Below are 15,592 nucleotides of genomic sequence, written 5' to 3'. Positions count from 1 at the left end.
AGATGGACGAGAACCGGGCCGTTGCGCGGCGCTCAAGAATAAGCGGGACGTATCGTACTGCCGCTCGTGAGATCATAGGCGTGACTGCTGTTGTTGACGTAACCTTGCATTGCCGCTGCATCACGCAGATGACCTGCCACAGGTAAGTTGCCGGGGCCGGCTGCGCAATCTACGGCGTCGTTGCGTTAGATGGGCGGGGCTTGCGGAAAATTCGGTTGTAGAGCGGGTTGCGGCGCCCGCATTCATTGAAGTGAGCTGACAGTAAGATTACCAAATGTGAATGCGACGGTTAATCGCAATTCGATTTTACTTGAATTCTTTCATCTTGGCCTTGAAACCTCATCTAAACAGCAGTATCTGCCTGCCAGTGACGATTTTCCGAATCGGCCTATCGCTAGGTGATGAGCCTCGGAACAACAACGCCACCAGCAAAGCGTTTCAAGCGCTCGAATGTCACGGCGGCATCAATTGCCGCCCTTTAGAGGATTAACAAAGCCATGGCCGACTCGTTGACTGCAAACAACTACATCGAGCTCGCTGCCGATATCGTCTCGGCTTATGTCAGCAATAACTCCGTGTCCACGACCGACCTTCCCAGCCTGATCAACAGCGTTCACAACGCTCTGGCCAACATTTCCACTGGCAAGATCGAAGTGCCGGCCGAGCCTCTGAAGCCGGTCGTTCCGGTCAAGAAGTCGATCACGCCGGACTACATTATTTGCCTCGAAGACGGCAAGAAGTTCAAGTCGCTGAAGCGGCACCTGCGCACGCAGTACAATCTGTCGCCGGAAGATTATCGTGAGAAGTGGGGCCTGCCGGCCGACTATCCGATGGTCGCGCCGAACTACGCCGCCGCGCGCTCGCAGCTTGCCAAGCAGATGGGCCTCGGCCAGCAGCGCCGCCGCAAGGGACGCTGAGCGCTCGACGCCTGGTTTTGATCGAAAGACGCCGCGCGGACCATCCGCGCGGCGTCTTTTTTGTCGACGGCCCAAATCCTTTGACGACGGCCAAGTCCCTTGACGACGGCCCAAACGTCAGGCGGCCAGCGCATCCAGGATCCGCACCCAGCTGCGGATGCCCTTGTGGAAGCTCTTGAGGTCATATTTCTCGTTCGGTGAATGAACCCGGTCATCGTCCAGGCCGAAACCGACCAGAAGCGAGTCGACGCCAAGCACCGTCTTGAAATCGCCGACGATCGGGATCGATCCGCCGGAGCCAATGGTGACGGCTTTCTTGCCCCATTCGGCGGTGAGCGCGGCGCGCGCGCCGACGAGTGCCGGCATGGTCCAGGGCAACTGGATCGCCGGGCTGGCCTTGTAGCTGATGAACTCGACCTTGCAGTCGGCCGGCAATTGCGCGCGAACAAAAGCGTGGAAAGCGTCGCGAACCTTGAGCGGATCCTGCCCGCCAACCAGACGGAACGAGATCTTCGCCGAGGCATCGGACGGGATCACCGTCTTGGTGCCCTCGCCGGTATAGCCGCCAATAATGCCATTGGCATCGCAGGTTGGCCGCGACTGGACCATTTCGATCAGCAGTCGCCCCTTTTCGCCGATCGGCTGGCTGAGCCCGATGGGACCGAGGAACCCTTCGGCGTTCAGGTCGAGAGCCTCCCAGTCGGCGCGGACGTCTTCGGGCAATTCCTGCACGCCATCATAGAAACCGGGGATGGTAATGCGGCCCTGGTCATCGTGGAGTGAACCAATGATCTTGGACAGGACGTGGATCGGGTTCCGCGCCGCCCCGCCGAACAGGCCGGAATGCAGGTCCCGGTCGGCCGCGATCACCTTGACCTCCTCATAGACCAGTCCGCGCAACGACGTGGTGATCGCCGGTGTCTGCGGATCCCACATGCCGGTATCGCAGACGAAGGCGATATCGGCTTTGAGCTCGGCGGCATTGGCTTTGACGAAATCGAACAGATGTTTCGAGCCGCTCTCCTCCTCGCCTTCGATCAGCAATGTCAGGCCCATCGGCAGCGAGCCGGTCACCGCCTTCCAGGCCCGGCAGGCCTCGACGAAGGTCATCACCTGGCCCTTGTCGTCGCAGGCGCCGCGCGCCACGATACGTTTGGCGCCATCCGGGCCGGCGGCAATGCGCGGCTCGAAGGGTGGCGTCTCCCAAAGGTTGAGCGGATCGACAGGCTGCACGTCATAGTGGCCATAGAATAAGGCGTGAGGGCCGGTGGCGGCCGGACTCTTGGCGACGACGGCAGGATGACCGCCGGTCGGCCGCACCTCGGCCGAAAAGCCGATCGTGCGGAGGTCGGCCGCCAGCCACTCGGCCGCGGCGACACAGTCCTTGGCATAGGCGCTGTCGGTGGAGATGGATTTGATCCGCAACAGCGCGAACAGGCGATCGAGGCTCTGATCAAGCGAATTGTCGACGGTCTCGAGCACCTGCTCGACGGGACGGGGTGAGGTCATGGCGGGATTCCAGCATTGGCGGAGGCGCCGACGCTAACAAGACCCGGCCAGTTTGGGAACGGGCCGGGATCAACCGCCTGAGGTCGACAAATGACAGGTCTGGATCCGGGATGTCCGATCAGGCAGCGGCGCGCTGGGCTGCATCACGCTCACGGCCGAGCCGCCGCACCCGTTGCAGCAGGGCCCCGACCCGCCGGTAGAGCACGCGCGCCGGCACGGTCGCGCCCAGCACCGCGGCAAAGCCGGCGGCCTGGGCCGCATGGTTCGAGGCAAAGGCCTGGGTCGATGTCAGCAACAGACAGGGGATCGCGGAGCCGAGCGCATCGGCCGGCGGACGTGCCGTGCCCAGTTCACTACGCGCGAAACTGGCAGGCAGATCCTGATCGTAGACGACCAGGACATCAACCTTGCCGCCGGCAATGCGACCGGCGAGATCGACCGCCGATGCCACCACCGTGACATGTGTCATTCCAAGGTCTCTGAGGTCTTGCGCGGCCTTGTCCGCCGCTGCACCGGTCGTACGCAGCAAAACGACCTGCGCCGCCTGGATCTGCTTCATCCCCGCCATGGCCCCAATCCCGACATTCGCGCGGTCGCCAATACAACTTATTGGATACAATACATGTTAATCGTCTTCCATACTAGCCTATGTGAGTCAGAAGTCGGTGGATGAGTCGCACCTGCGACAATCCAGCCGCGCCCCAGTCCGGCCCCTAGCGCCGGAAGCCGCCAAGGACGCCGCGAATGAGCGCCCGGCCGATCTGGGTTCCGACCGATCTGGCGATCGAGCCGGCGGCATTGCGGATCATGACTTCGCTGGTGGTCATGCGACTGCGACCGCCCTTGCCCGCCGGCGCCGAACCGCCGCCCAGAAGGCCGCCGAGCAGACCGCCAAGCCCGCCGGTATCGGCTTCCTGCGGGGCCTGCTCCGCCTGGTGGCGCTTCTGCAATTGCTCGAAGGCCGATTCACGATCGACGACCTCGTCATACCGATCCTTCACCGGGCTTGCGGCGATGATCTGCTGGCGCTCCGCGACGGTCACCGGGCCGATCCGCGCGGTCGGCGGCGCGATCAGGGTCCGTTGAACGATCGAGGGCACGCCATTGCCCTCGAGCATCGAGACCAGCGCCTCGCCCTTGCCGAGCTGGGTGATGACCTCTTCGGTGTTGAGCTTGGGATTCTGGCGGAAGGTTGTCGCCGCCGCCTTGACCGCCTTCTGGTCGCGCGGAGTGAAGGCGCGCAAGGCATGCTGGACACGGTTGCCGAGCTGGGCGAGGACCGTCTCCGGCACGTCGAGCGGGTTCTGGGTGACGAAATAGATGCCGACACCCTTCGAGCGGATGAGGCGCACCACCTGCTCGATCTTTTCGACGAGCGCCTTGGGTGCGTCGTTGAACAGGAGATGGGCCTCGTCGAAGAAGAAGACCAGCTTCGGCTTGTCGAGGTCGCCAACCTCGGGAAGCTCCTGGAACAGCTCGGACATCAGCCACAGCAGGAAGGTCGCATAGAGCTGCGGGCTGCCCATCAGCTTGTCGGCGGCGAGCAGATTGATGATGCCGCGGCCGTCGCGGTCGGTCCGCATCAGATCCTTGAGGATCAAGGCGGGCTCACCGAAGAACTGCGATCCGCCCTGGTTCTCCAAGGTCAGCAGCTGACGCTGAATGGCACCGACCGACTGGGCCGAGACATTGCCATAGGCCGCGCGCAATTCGTTCTGCAGTTCCTTGTTGGAGCCGAGCTCGGCGAGCATGGCGCGCAGATCTTTCAGATCGAGCAGCAACAGGCCCTTCTCGTCGGCATAACGGAACAGGATGTTGATCACCCCTTCCTGGGTCTCGTTCAGGTCCATCAGGCGCGACAGCAGCAGCGGTCCCATCTCGGAGATCGTCGCGCGGATCGGATGGCCCTGTTCGCCGAACAGGTCCCAGAACACCACCGGGAACTCGGCCGGCGCCCAATTCAGCCCGACCTGCTTGGCGCGGTCGAGAATGAACGGCTTGGCCTCGCCCATGGCGGCGACGCCGGAGAGATCACCTTTGATATCGGCGGCAAAGACCGGCACGCCGGCATTGGAGAAACCTTCGGCCAGCACTTGCAGCGTCACGGTCTTGCCGGTGCCGGTGGCGCCGGTGATCAGGCCATGGCGATTGCCGAACTTAAGGGCGAGCTCTTCGGGCTTGGTGCTCTTGCCGATGAAGAGGCTGTCGTCGGCCATGAGATCATTCCTGGGCTGTGGCGCTGCACTGCGATGGTTGTAGCAATGCCCGGCGGTCGCCGCCAAGCACGATCGCGAACGGATGGCGCCGACCTTCGAACCGGCGCGCCACCGACCAGGCTGCGCCGCCGGTGCAGCCGAGGACAAACCAAGACTGCGTCGGAAACGGGGCGATCGGCCAAATCGCCGGCCCCCGCCTTCCTTGGCCCACAGCCGCCGCCTAAGCTCACCCGACCTGCAGAGGACTGGCCATGAGGATCCGTCGGGCAACAGAGGCGGATGCGGCCGCGGCGGCCGAGGTGCTGCGCCGATCGATCGCCGAGCTCTGCCGCGCCGACCACCAGGACGATCCGGTGGTTCTCACCGGCTGGCTCGCCAACAAGACACCCGAGACGGTCGCCGCCTGGATCGCTGATCCGGACAGTGTCGTGATGGTCGCAGTCGACGACGACGGCGCCATTGCCGGCGTCGGATCGGCAGCGGCCTCGGGCGAGATCACGCTCAACTATGTCTCGCCCACATTCCGCTTTCGCGGCGTCAGCAAGGCCATGGTGGCGGAGCTGGAACGGCATCTGGCCAGCCTTGGCTGCCATCGGGCCAAGCTGACCAGCACCATCACGGCGCACCGCTTCTACCTGTGCGCCGGCTACCGGGATGACGGACCGCCGAAGCCATGGCGCGGCGGCAACATTCATCCGATGGTCAAGCGGCTCGCCTGAGCCGCGCCGGCCGGCCGCGGGTCAGCCGCGCTCCCACAGCTGCTTGACCAGGATACCCGCCTTCTTCTCGACCGCCGCGGCCGCGTCCAGGCACAGATCCTCGCGGTAACGCGAGCCGATGATCTGCACGCCGACCGGCAGCCCCTTGTTGAGGCCGACCGGCACGACGGCCGCCGGCAGTCCCAGCACGTTGATCGACGAGATGAATCGCAGATCGTTGTGGAACAGTTCCTTGACCCGCTTGTCGCCGCCGAGATCGGCATTGGTTTCCGGTGTCCGCTTGACCGTGGTCGGGGTCAGCACCAGCGGATAGTCCTCCAGGAAGGTCATCCAGTTGCGGATGTGGCGCGAACGATCACTGATCGCCTTCATGTAGCCGGTCTGGTCGAGCTTGGTGGACAGAGCCAGGAAGCCGTCCAGGGTCTTCTGGAAATCCGCGCCGGTGGTGGCGCGCATCTGTGCCTCCTGCAGCACGGCGAGCTCGGTCATGATCAGATTGCACCAGAGCTGCCAGACACCGCCGAGATCGGGGACTTCGACCTCGGTGACGTTGTAGCCGGCATCGCTGAGATGATCGGCGGCCTTGCGGACCAGCGCGATCACGCCGCGATCGGTGTCCATATCCGCGGGGATCTTGGCGAGCGCCACCTTGATCGGGCCCTTCAGCTTCGGCCCCTTCAGGGGCGCCGGCACCCACCAGGGATCACGCGGATCGCGCTGGGCCATCACTTCGAGGCCGAGACGAACGTCGCGGATCTCGCGTGCCATGGGGCCCTGCGACGACATGAACTGCGCCATCAGCGGCCGTTCGGCCGTGGCGCTCGGGTTGAACGCCGGGATGCGTCCTTGCGTCGGCTTGATGGTGGCGATGCCATTGCACTGGGCCGGCCAGCGCAGCGAACCGCCAATGTCGTTGCCATGACCAATGGTGCCGATGCCCATGGCGATCGACGCGCCGGCGCCGCCCGAGGAGCCGCCGCAGGTGACCGCCGGGTCCCAGGGATTGAGGGTGAGGCCATGCAGCGGATTGTCGGTAAAGCCGCGCATCGAGAATTCGGGCGTGTTGGTCAGTCCGAGAATGATCGCGCCGGCCTTTTTCAGATTGCTGGTGACCGGCGAATCGCCTGGCGCGATATTGTCCTTGAAGGCCACCACGCCGTTGGAATTGGCCTGGCCCTCGACATCGATATTGATCTTGATGGTGACCGGCACGCCGTGCAGCGGGCCGACATCCCGGCCCTTGGCCAGCGCCTTGTCGGCGGCCTTGGCGGCCTTGATCGCTTCCTTGCTGAGGTCGACGACCACGGCGTTGATCTGCGGATTGGCCTGGTGCATGCGGTCGACATGAGCGCGCACGACCTCTTCGGAGCTGACCTTGCCCTTTTTGATCGCTGCCGCCGTGTCCACGGCAGACCATTGCCAGATCGGTGTTTTCGCCACGTTTCGTCCCCTGTATCCAAAGCGGACGTGACCGTAACGGAGGCCATGCGCCAAAGTCGAGCCGTGCTGACGACAGAGGTCGTCTGCGCACGGCGGCGGTCTGGCGCAACGGCGCCCGAAGTTCAGTCGAGCCTGGTGCCGGAAACCCTGACCAGTTCCTCCCAGAACGGATTCTCGCGCTTGATCAGATCCTTCAGCGCGGCGGGAGACGGGTCGGTGACCGCCATCAGGCCTGCCGGCGTCATTCGTTCGCCATAACGCGGGGTGGCGACCGCGGCGACGACGGCCTTGTGATATTCCGCGACGATCGGCGCCGGGGTCGCCGCCGGCACGGCGACCGCGAACCAGGTCTGGATGTCGATGTCGGCAAGCTTCAGATCGGCGAATTCCTTCATGCCGGGAACATCGGGCAGGAAGGGTTGCCGCTCGGCGCTCGCCACCGCCAGCGCCCTGAAGGTTCCGGCCGCGACGTTGGGCAACAGCGCCGCCATGGTGTCGAACATCACGTCGATATTGCCGGACATCAGGTCGGCGATCGCCGGCGCGCCGCCACGATAGGGCACATGCACCATGGCGGTGCCGCAGCGGGCGTTGAGCAACCCCTGCATCAGATGCGAGGTCTGGCCGAGACCCGACGAGCCGAAATTGATCTTGCCGGGATTGGCCTTGCCCCAGGCGACCAAGTCGCGGAACGTCTTCCAGCCACGCTCCTCGGCCCTGCGGGCGTTGACCACGCACAGGATCGTGCCGGTGGCGATGCGGGTGATCGCGGTCAGATCCTTGTCCGGATCGTAGAGCATCCGCGCGAACAGATATTTGTTGGTGATCAGCGTCGAGGCGGTGGCCACGCCGGCGGTCGTGCCGTCGGCCGGCGAGTTGGCGACATTGGCGATGCCGAGCATCGCCCCGGCGCCGCCGATATTCTCGACCACGACCCGCCCGCCGGTGGCCGGCCCGAGCGCATCGGCGAGCAGCCGGCCGACGAGATCAAGCGCTCCGCCGGCCAGGAACGGCACGACCAGGCGCTTGAGCGGGATGGTCTGCGCCTGCGCGCTTCCGGTGAAGATGAACGGCGCGCCAAGCGCGGCCAGCCCGATGGTGCGGCGGGTGAATGCCATCATGTGCCCTTGCGATATCCGGTCCCTGATCCAGCTTGTGGTTCGCTGGTGGCGGGACCCTATCGTGACGCGACGGCAGTCAACAAGATTGCGGCGAGGATGGCTGGTGGTCGCGGCGCGCCGATCGCCGCGGATGTTAAAGCCCCAGCGCCGTGGCGATCTCTTCGACCGCCACCATGGGCGCAATACGGCCGCTGGCGACATCGGCCTCCAGCGCCGGCAGGCGGGCCTTCAGGACAGGATCGCGCTTCAGCCGGTCGGTGACCCGCTCCTGCAGCATCGTCCACATCCACTTGACCCCCTGGGCACGCCGCCTGGCGGCAAAATCGCCGGACGCTTCGGTCTTGGCGCGATAGGCGCCGATCTGCTCCCAGAGTTTGTCGAGGCCCTGATTGGCGAGGCCCGATATCAGCAGGACCGGCGGTGACCAGACACGGGATTTCGGCGCCATGATGTGCAGGGCCGCGCGATATTCCGCGGCCGCCGCCTTGGCGCGCTGGACGCCGTCGCCGTCGGCCTTGTTGACCGCGATGATGTCGGCCAGTTCGAGAATGCCCTTCTTGATGCCCTGCAGCTCGTCCCCCGCGCCCGGCAGCATCAGCACCAGGAAGAGATCGGTCATGTCGGCGACGGCGGTCTCCGACTGGCCGACGCCAACGGTCTCGACCAGGATGACGTCGAAGCCGGCGGCCTCGCAGAGCAGCATGGTCTCACGGGTCTTGGCGGCGACGCCACCAAGCGTGCCCGACGACGGCGAGGGCCTGACATAGGCGTTGGGGTCGACCGCCAGCCGCGCCATGCGTGTCTTGTCGCCGAGGATCGAGCCGCCGGTGCGTGACGAGGACGGATCGACGGCGAGCACCGCGACCCGATGGCCCGATGCCGTCAGATTGGAGCCGAACGTATCGATGGTGGTCGACTTGCCCGCGCCGGGCACGCCGGTAATGCCGATGCGAATGGCACGGCCGGTCTCCGGCAGGAGCCGTTGCACCAGATCGCGGGCGAGCGCCTGATGCTCGGGCCGGGTCGATTCGACCAGGGTGATGGCACGGGCGAGGACAGCGCGATCCCCCGCGCGAATGGCCTGGCTGAGCTTGTCGAGGTCGAGAGGCGCACGCATGATCGGGTGGTAACAAAGCGACAGATTCGATGCGAGCGGAATAGCCGCTGCCGGGCGCCTTCACACGTTCAGCCGGTCTTGAGCTCCTCGATGAAGCCCGCCACCTCGCGCTGCAGGTCGGCCGACTGGTCGGCCAAGGACCGCGACAGTCCCATGAGCTGTCCCGAGGCGGAACCGGTGACCTCGGCCGCTTGGCCAATGCTGACGATGTTGCCGGTGACGTCAGCGGTGCCGCTCGCGGCGCGCTGCGTGTTGACGGCGATCTCCGCGGTCGCGGCGCCTTGCTGCTCGACCGCCGCGGCGATCGACGAGGTCACCTCGCGGATCGTGCTGATGGTTGCGACAATGCGCGAGATCGAGGCGACCGTAACGGTCGTCGCCGACTGAATCTCGGTGATCTTGTCGCCGATCTCATTGGTCGCCTTGGCGGTTTGCGCGGCGAGCTGCTTGACCTCCGAGGCAACGACCGCGAAGCCCCGACCGGATTCGCCGGCGCGGGCGGCCTCGATCGTCGCGTTGAGCGCCAGGAGATTGGTCTGTTCGGCAATCGCACGGATCAGGGCCACGACATCGCCGATCTGCCCGGCCGCGGCGGTCAGCGCCAGGATGTTGTCATTGGTCCTGGCCGCTTCCTCGGCCGCCGTCCGCGCAACATCGGCGGAACGGGTCACCTGGCTGTTGATCGCACCGATCGACGCCGAGAGTTCCTCCGCTCCGACCGCGACGGTCTGGACGTTGCCCGATGCATTTTCCGCGGCGAAGGCCACGGCCTGCACCCGCTCGGCCGTCTCCTTGGCCGTCGCGGAGAGATTGCGGGCCGCATCCGCGACATCCGTCGACGAGCTGATGAGCGTGCCGGCGAGCACTTGCAGGCGCATGGTGAATTGCTCGGCCGAGGTGGCGCGCTGCGCCAGCCGCCCGCCTTGGGCTGCCAGTTCCGCCGAGATTTCCCGGGTATGGGCCGAATCGCTCTGGGCAGCCACCGCTTCGGCGATGGCGTGGTCGGACTCGACGAACAGCGCCTGCAACCGATAGGTCAGCCAGCTCAGCACGGCCGTCTCGACGACGACGATGACCGCATGGACGATGACACGGACGAGGTCGGGACTGCTGGTCGGGAACACCGCCATCGGCAGCGCGAAATTGAGCACCAGATGATGAACGGCGGTGACCGCCGCATTGGCCACGATCGCCCGCCAGTCGCACCAGCCGGCAACCACCGCCAGCACGGCAAAGAAATACATATGCATATCGATCTGATAGCTGTGCCCGGCAAAGACATAGACCAGCATCGCGACCAGGGCCGAGGCAGCCATCGATGTCACCATGCGGGTGGCCGGGCCGGTGCGGTCGCCCCACCAGGCCAGCGTCGCGCCACCGGCGAGCGCCACCGAGCCGACGATGGCGACCGGGACCGAGGCGGTGCCGAGCATCCATGCCAGGGCGGAGATCAGCACCACGTTGGCCCACAGGAACAGGATCAGGACGAGGCCGAATCTCCGGCGCAGCTGTTCGAGCCCATCCATCGACGTCACCCTCCCGAGAGACAGCCAGCCGCGACGCGCGGGTCAAAAACGACGAGCGCGCCGGCGCCGTAGAGCGCAGCCACGAAGTCGGGTCTTTCTGCCTGAGCAATGATGATCCAGCCAAGCCTCGACGGCATGACGATCGAGCCTTCCGCCGCGGCGATCACCTCGGCCGCCCGACTGGCCGGTCCGAACGGCCAGACCACGACGGCGACATCGGCGCCTGGCCTCGGACTGGCGAAGGCCGCGGCGAATACTGCCGATATTACGATGGAGAAAAGCACCACGGGTCGCATCCGATAACCCCGAGCCGCAGGTCGACAACGCAGATGCAACGATCCGGTCAGGTTACCAATATCCGATTTATTTCCGGTTAATTGTATGAAGACCGACCTGCAACCGCCTTGCCGCGGCAAGGCATATGGCCGCCATTCAGCCCCATTCCCGCCACGGCCGGCCGTTAACCGCTCACCGACGACGACGTTCGATGCCTTGACCTCGCGTGATTCACGATCCGGCAAGGCGGCGCGTCGTTTGTCGACAACCAAGCAACCGAAACCGGAGCCAATGCCGAAGCCGTCGACCCGTATCGTCGCCGTCGCGCCCGCCGCCATCCGGATGGCACTGGTGGCTGTCGCGGCATGTGCGCTGTCGGGCTGCCTCGGCGCCGACATGTCGGGCATTTCCGGCTCGCTCGGTTCGCTCACCGCTCCCGCCAGGCAGCCGCGCGCCGTGCCGGTCCTCGTCGCTTCGACCCGACCGGCCTTCCAGGGCGACACACTGGGCGCACCGACCCGCGAGCGCGCTCGCTTCTATCGCCAGACCGTGACGGTGCCGCCTGGCCATCAGGCCGGCACCATTGCCCGTCCCTCGCTGACCCCGGAAAGCGCCTCGCGCCATTTCACGCTCGCCGACCGATCGGCGCTGACGCCGGACAATTTCCGCGCTGAGCTCGCCCGCGCGATCGCCGCCAAGCCGGCCGATCAGCGCGACGTGCTGGTCTATGTCCACGGCTTCAATACCGACTATGACGAGGCGGCTTTCCGCCTGGTCCAGGTCGCCACCGACGCCGGCTTCCGCGGCACCCATGTGCTGTTCACCTGGCCGAGCTATCGCCGGATGCTGGCCTATGGCGGCGACCGCGAGGTGGCGACCGCCTCACGCGATGCCTTCGAGAAGCTGCTGGCCGATCTCGGTGATGTGCCGGGGATCGGACGGGTCAATCTCATCGCCCATTCGATGGGCGCCTTCCTGACCATGGAGGGGCTGCGCCAGGCGTCCATCGCCGGCCGCGGCGAGGTCAACGGCCATCTCGGCGAAGTCATCCTGGCGGCGCCCGATCTCGACGTCGAGGTGTTCCGGGGCCAGATGGCGCGCATCTCGCGGCCGAGCCGCATCTCGCTGTTCGTCCAGTCCGACGACCGCGCGCTTGCCGCTTCGATGACGGTCGCCTGGGATCGCCAGCGCCTGGGCTCGCTCGATGTCCGCGATCCGCGCCATCGCGAGATCATCTCGACGCTCGGCGTGCGTGTCTTCACCATGAGCTCGCAAGGCTGGACCGACCTGATGCGTCACGGCACCTTTGCCGAAGCGCCCGAGATCGTCCGGCTGATCGGCGGCAAGATCGCCGCGCCGCCGGTGATCGAGGATGCGCTGCCGCCGGCGCCGGCCGAGGCGCCCGCGCTGCCGGCCGAATTGCAGCCGCCGCAGGCCCAGACGCCGATGGCCGACCAGCCGGAAAGCGCCCGCCAGGTGACGTCGGAACCCCTGCCCCGGATCGGCGCCGAACCGTCGCCCCAGATCCGCGCCGACGGCACGAACTGAGGTCCGCGCGCAGCGTCCCGCCGGTTCAGGCGGTCGCTACCGTCTGGCCCGGCCGCTTGCGCCACAGCCAGACCGCCAGCGGCCAGATGAACAGGCCAATGGTGATGGCGGCGAGGGTTGCCGAAACCGGCCGCTCGAAGAACGGCAGGATCGATCCGTCGGACTTGATCAGCGATGTGATGAAGTGCTGCTCGACCATCGAGCCCATGACCACGCCGAGCACCAGGGCGGCGACCGGATAGCCGTTCTTCTCCATGAGATAGCCGATGCAGCCGAAGGCGGCGACGGTGATGACCAGGAACAGGTTGTTGCCGGTGGCAAACGACCCGACGGCGCAGAGCAGCACGATCACCGGCATGATGGCGTAGCGCTTCAGCCGCAGCACATAGCTCGCCAGCCGGATCATGATGATGCCGAGCGGGATCATGATGATATTGCCCAGCATGAAGATGATGTAGAGCGCATACATGCTCGACGCTTTTTCGGTGAACAGCGTCGGCCCGGGATTGAGGCCCTTCATGTAGAGCACGCCAATGGCGATTGCCGTGATGGTGTCGCCGGGAATGCCGAACAGCAGCGAGGGCACCCAGCCGGAGGCGAGCGAGGCATTGTTGGAAGCGCCGGCCTCGATCAGCCCTTCCGGATGGCCGGTGCCGAATTTTTCCGGCGTCTTGGAGAAGCGCTTGGCCATGGCATAGGAAACCCAGGCGGCCATGTCGGCGCCCGCCCCCGGCAGCACGCCGATGATGATGCCGATGACGTTGCCGCGGGCCTGCTGGACCGGATATTCCTTGGTCAGCTTCCACTGGCCGGCCAGGATCGAGCCGAATTTCCGGCGCGGCAGCGGCGGCGGCTCGGGCACCGACATGGCCCGCATGACCTCGGCGACCGCAAAGCAGCCGACCAGGGCCGGGACCACCTCGATGCCGCCGAGGAGATCGGTCAGGCCGAAGGTGAAGCGCGGCGTGCCGGCCGGGTTCTCGATGCCGACGCAGGCGATCAGCAGGCCGAGCAGCATGGCGGCGATCGCCTTGACCGGCGACGACCGGGCGACCAGCGTCGCGCACATCAGGCCGAGAAAGGCGAGCCAGAAATATTCGAAGGTCGAGAACGACAAGGCGAATTCGGCCAGCAGCGGCGCCATCAGGATCAGCGACAGCGTGCCGAACACGCCGCCCAGCGCCGAAAACCACAGGCAGATGCCGAGCGCCATTTCCGCCTGGCCCTTGCGCGTCATGGCATAGGCTTCGTCGGTATAGGCGGCGGACGCCGGCGTGCCGGGAATGCGCAACAGGCAGCCTGGAATGTCACCCGAGAAGATCGCCATGGCGGACGCCGTGATGATGGTGGCGACGGCGGCGATCGGCGACAGGTAGAAGGTCACCGGCACCAGGAGCGCGGTGGCCATGGTGGCCGACAGGCCCGGCAGCGAACCGACCACCAGGCCGTAGATCGCCGACAAGAGGATGGCGAGCATCACGTCGGGCGCCAGCACCATCCAGATGGCTTCGATAAAGGTGCTCATCGGTCGGCCTTTACCACGGCATCGGCAGGAGGCCGGCGGGCAAGGGCACCCGCAGCAGCTTGGCGAAGATCAGATGCACCGCCGGCGGCGCCAGCAGCGCCAGCGGAATGGCGGTGCGCCAATTGCCGCCGAGCGCGAAACAGGTCGCCATCACCATGACGGCGGCGGTGGGAATGAAGCCGAGCCTGTCGACCGAGAAGGCGTAGAACAGCAGCAGCAGCGGCGGCACCACGGTCTTGAACGCGGCGTGGCGGATCGGCGGCGGCGTATCGGCCGCCGGTGCATGGGTTCCGTCCTCGGAGGCGACGATTTCTTCCGGCTGCTCGAACGACTGGCCGATACGAAGCGCGATCGCCACCCCGCAAGCGACCAGGCCGAGCCCGATCACCATGGGGAACACATTGGGGCCGACCTGCTGGCCGGGCACCGGTGGCAGGAGCGAGCCGCCATAGGCGGCGGCGGCTCCAAGGACGGCCAGGAAGCCGCCGGTGATACGATCGGAAAGATGCATGGTTCCCCTGCATGCGAGCGGGCCGCCGCGGCCCGGCTTTTCTGAGCCCTTGCGGGCAGAAGGCGTGCAGCCCTTCCGGGCGATTGGATCGATCCAGCCGCCGGGCCCGGAGCCCCGCGGCGAATAACGCCGCAGGGTCGGTTGATCCCGCCGGCGCCGCCGATCAGGTCTGCTTGGCGAGGCCCGCAGCCTTCATCGCCACACCCATGGCGGCATCGCCTTCGGCCATGAACTTGGCGAAGCCGGCGCCGTCGGCCCATTTGATGCCGAAGCCGCGATTGCCCATGAAGTCCTGGAATTCCTTGGACTCGTTCGCCTTCTTCAGCGCTGCCGTGAGCCGCTCGGCGATCGGCGCCGGCAGGTTCTTCGGCCCGCCTATGCCGCGCCAGGCCCCGACCGAATAATTGATGCCGAGGCTTTCGTTGAGTGTCGGCACATTGGGGAATTGCGGGTTGCGCGCCGGCGCCATGATGGCGAGCGAGCGGGCGCGGCCGGCATCCAGCATGGCCTTGGCTTCCGGCACCGAGCAGGTGACGATGTCGAGACCGGAGGCGGCCAGGTCCTGCATGGCCGGGGCCGCGCCGTTCGACGGCACCCATGGCACGGCGCTCGCCGGCAGGCCCATGGCGCCGAGCCAGCCGACCAGCGCGAGGTGCCAGATGCCGCCTTGGCCGGTGCCCGAAGCCTTGAGCTTGCCCGGATTGGCCTTGATGGCGTCGGCGAGTTCCTTGATCGTGCGGTAGGGCGAACTCGCCGAGACCTGCACGCCGGGCGGATCCTCGTTCATCAGCGCCAGCGGCGTATAGCTGGTCGGCGCCAGCTCGGTCAGGCCCTGCCAGTGCATCATCGAGATTTCGACGGTCAGCATGCCGATCGTGTAGCCATCCGCCGGAGCGGTGGCGATGGCCGAATGGCCGACGACACCCGAACCCCCGGTGCGGTTGACCACGTTGACGGGCTGGCCGAGATCGCGTTCCAGGATCGAGGCAACGATGCGGGCGGTCGCATCGGTGCCGCCGCCGGCACCCCAGGGCACGATCAGCGTGATCGGCCGCGACGGATAGGCCTGGGCAATGGCGGGAGCGGCCAGCGCGGTCGCAGCACCCACGCCGGCTGCGGAAACGAGCAGCGTTCTACGTGTCAGTATGGTCATCGACGTCCTCCCGT

14 protein-coding genes are annotated in these 15,592 nt (G+C 66.1%); 3 read left to right on the top strand and 11 right to left on the bottom strand.

Annotated elements, in window-relative coordinates; translation table 11 throughout:
* Positions 1-497: 497 nt before the first annotated feature.
* Positions 498-917: a Ros/MucR family transcriptional regulator gene (locus tag E8M01_RS21100; RefSeq protein ID WP_211596663.1), complete on the top strand. Its 420-nt coding sequence runs from the start codon at positions 498-500 to the stop codon at positions 915-917.
* Between the two features lie 117 nt (positions 918-1,034).
* Here the strand turns inward: E8M01_RS21100 and E8M01_RS21095 are convergent, their stop codons facing one another.
* From E8M01_RS21095 to E8M01_RS21085, 3 genes are all read right to left on the bottom strand, one after another.
* Complete coding sequence (locus E8M01_RS21095) at positions 1,035-2,426, bottom strand: M20/M25/M40 family metallo-hydrolase (protein ID WP_136961948.1); 1,392 nt, start codon at positions 2,424-2,426, stop codon at positions 1,035-1,037.
* Between the two features lie 118 nt (positions 2,427-2,544).
* On the bottom strand, positions 2,545-2,895 hold the full coding sequence (locus tag E8M01_RS21090) for a hypothetical protein (protein ID WP_136961947.1): 351 nt from the start codon (positions 2,893-2,895) through the stop codon (positions 2,545-2,547).
* 244 nt (positions 2,896-3,139) lie between these two features.
* Positions 3,140-4,642 (bottom strand): helicase HerA-like domain-containing protein, encoded by a 1,503-nt coding sequence (locus E8M01_RS21085; protein WP_136961946.1) that lies wholly within the window; start codon positions 4,640-4,642, stop codon positions 3,140-3,142.
* Positions 4,643-4,893: 251 nt separating this feature from the next.
* Between E8M01_RS21085 and E8M01_RS21080 the strand changes: the two genes are divergently transcribed.
* Positions 4,894-5,361 carry a GNAT family N-acetyltransferase gene (locus E8M01_RS21080; protein ID WP_136961945.1) on the top strand — a complete coding sequence of 156 codons (468 nt, stop codon included), beginning with the start codon at positions 4,894-4,896 and terminating at the stop codon, positions 5,359-5,361.
* A gap of 21 nt (positions 5,362-5,382) precedes the next feature.
* On the opposite strand, the gene E8M01_RS21075 is transcribed toward E8M01_RS21080, so the two are convergent.
* From E8M01_RS21075 to E8M01_RS21055, 5 genes are all read right to left on the bottom strand, one after another.
* Positions 5,383-6,801 (bottom strand): amidase family protein, encoded by a 1,419-nt coding sequence (locus E8M01_RS21075; protein WP_246088374.1) that lies wholly within the window; start codon positions 6,799-6,801, stop codon positions 5,383-5,385.
* A gap of 122 nt (positions 6,802-6,923) precedes the next feature.
* Entirely contained in the window at positions 6,924-7,919 is a 996-nt protein-coding gene (locus tag E8M01_RS21070) for a Bug family tripartite tricarboxylate transporter substrate binding protein (protein WP_170182003.1), read from the bottom strand.
* A 136-nt stretch (positions 7,920-8,055) separates the two neighbouring features.
* Positions 8,056-9,039: a methylmalonyl Co-A mutase-associated GTPase MeaB gene (meaB, locus tag E8M01_RS21065; RefSeq protein WP_136961943.1), complete on the bottom strand. Its 984-nt coding sequence runs from the start codon at positions 9,037-9,039 to the stop codon at positions 8,056-8,058.
* Between the two features lie 68 nt (positions 9,040-9,107).
* A complete protein-coding gene (locus tag E8M01_RS21060) occupies positions 9,108-10,565 on the bottom strand; it encodes a methyl-accepting chemotaxis protein (RefSeq protein ID WP_136961942.1) in 1,458 nt (485 codons plus the stop codon).
* 5 nt (positions 10,566-10,570) lie between these two features.
* On the bottom strand, positions 10,571-10,852 hold the full coding sequence (locus E8M01_RS21055) for a hypothetical protein (RefSeq protein WP_136961941.1): 282 nt from the start codon (positions 10,850-10,852) through the stop codon (positions 10,571-10,573).
* A gap of 280 nt (positions 10,853-11,132) precedes the next feature.
* Between E8M01_RS21055 and E8M01_RS21050 the strand changes: the two genes are divergently transcribed.
* The gene (locus E8M01_RS21050) at positions 11,133-12,389 is read left to right on the top strand and encodes an alpha/beta hydrolase (RefSeq protein ID WP_170182002.1); all 1,257 of its coding nucleotides are present in this window, start codon (positions 11,133-11,135) and stop codon (positions 12,387-12,389) included.
* A gap of 25 nt (positions 12,390-12,414) precedes the next feature.
* Here the strand turns inward: E8M01_RS21050 and E8M01_RS21045 are convergent, their stop codons facing one another.
* From E8M01_RS21045 to E8M01_RS21035, 3 genes are all read right to left on the bottom strand, one after another.
* Entirely contained in the window at positions 12,415-13,887 is a 1,473-nt protein-coding gene (locus E8M01_RS21045) for a tripartite tricarboxylate transporter permease (RefSeq protein WP_425467747.1), read from the bottom strand.
* A gap of 37 nt (positions 13,888-13,924) precedes the next feature.
* Complete coding sequence (locus tag E8M01_RS21040) at positions 13,925-14,425, bottom strand: tripartite tricarboxylate transporter TctB family protein (protein ID WP_136961938.1); 501 nt, start codon at positions 14,423-14,425, stop codon at positions 13,925-13,927.
* Between the two features lie 163 nt (positions 14,426-14,588).
* Complete coding sequence (locus E8M01_RS21035) at positions 14,589-15,578, bottom strand: tripartite tricarboxylate transporter substrate binding protein (RefSeq protein ID WP_136961937.1); 990 nt, start codon at positions 15,576-15,578, stop codon at positions 14,589-14,591.
* Between the last annotated feature and the right edge of the window lie 14 nt (positions 15,579-15,592).

The organism is Phreatobacter stygius, from assembly GCF_005144885.1.
GTDB classification, from domain to species: Bacteria; Pseudomonadota; Alphaproteobacteria; order Rhizobiales; family Phreatobacteraceae; genus Phreatobacter; species Phreatobacter stygius.
The sequence above is the reverse complement of the archived record's forward strand: the minus strand, read 5'-3'. Positions and strand labels throughout refer to the sequence as shown.

Excerpts from the sequence above, each read along its gene's own strand:
- E8M01_RS21100 (WP_211596663.1), top strand. The coding sequence starts at position 498 with ATGGCCGACTCGTTGACTGCAAACAACTACATCGAGCTCGCTGCCGAT.
- E8M01_RS21095 (WP_136961948.1), bottom strand. The coding sequence starts at position 2,426 with ATGACCTCACCCCGTCCCGTCGAGCAGGTGCTCGAGACCGTCGACAAT.
- E8M01_RS21090 (WP_136961947.1), bottom strand. The coding sequence starts at position 2,895 with ATGACACATGTCACGGTGGTGGCATCGGCGGTCGATCTCGCCGGTCGC.
- E8M01_RS21085 (WP_136961946.1), bottom strand. The coding sequence starts at position 4,642 with ATGGCCGACGACAGCCTCTTCATCGGCAAGAGCACCAAGCCCGAAGAG.
- E8M01_RS21080 (WP_136961945.1), top strand. The coding sequence starts at position 4,894 with ATGAGGATCCGTCGGGCAACAGAGGCGGATGCGGCCGCGGCGGCCGAG.
- E8M01_RS21070 (WP_170182003.1), bottom strand. The coding sequence starts at position 7,919 with ATGGCATTCACCCGCCGCACCATCGGGCTGGCCGCGCTTGGCGCGCCG.
- meaB (WP_136961943.1), bottom strand. The coding sequence starts at position 9,039 with ATGCGTGCGCCTCTCGACCTCGACAAGCTCAGCCAGGCCATTCGCGCG.
- E8M01_RS21060 (WP_136961942.1), bottom strand. The coding sequence starts at position 10,565 with ATGGATGGGCTCGAACAGCTGCGCCGGAGATTCGGCCTCGTCCTGATC.
- E8M01_RS21050 (WP_170182002.1), top strand. The coding sequence starts at position 11,133 with ATGCCGAAGCCGTCGACCCGTATCGTCGCCGTCGCGCCCGCCGCCATC.
- E8M01_RS21045 (WP_425467747.1), bottom strand. The coding sequence starts at position 13,887 with ATGGTGCTGGCGCCCGACGTGATGCTCGCCATCCTCTTGTCGGCGATC.
- E8M01_RS21040 (WP_136961938.1), bottom strand. The coding sequence starts at position 14,425 with ATGCATCTTTCCGATCGTATCACCGGCGGCTTCCTGGCCGTCCTTGGA.
- E8M01_RS21035 (WP_136961937.1), bottom strand. The coding sequence starts at position 15,578 with ATGACCATACTGACACGTAGAACGCTGCTCGTTTCCGCAGCCGGCGTG.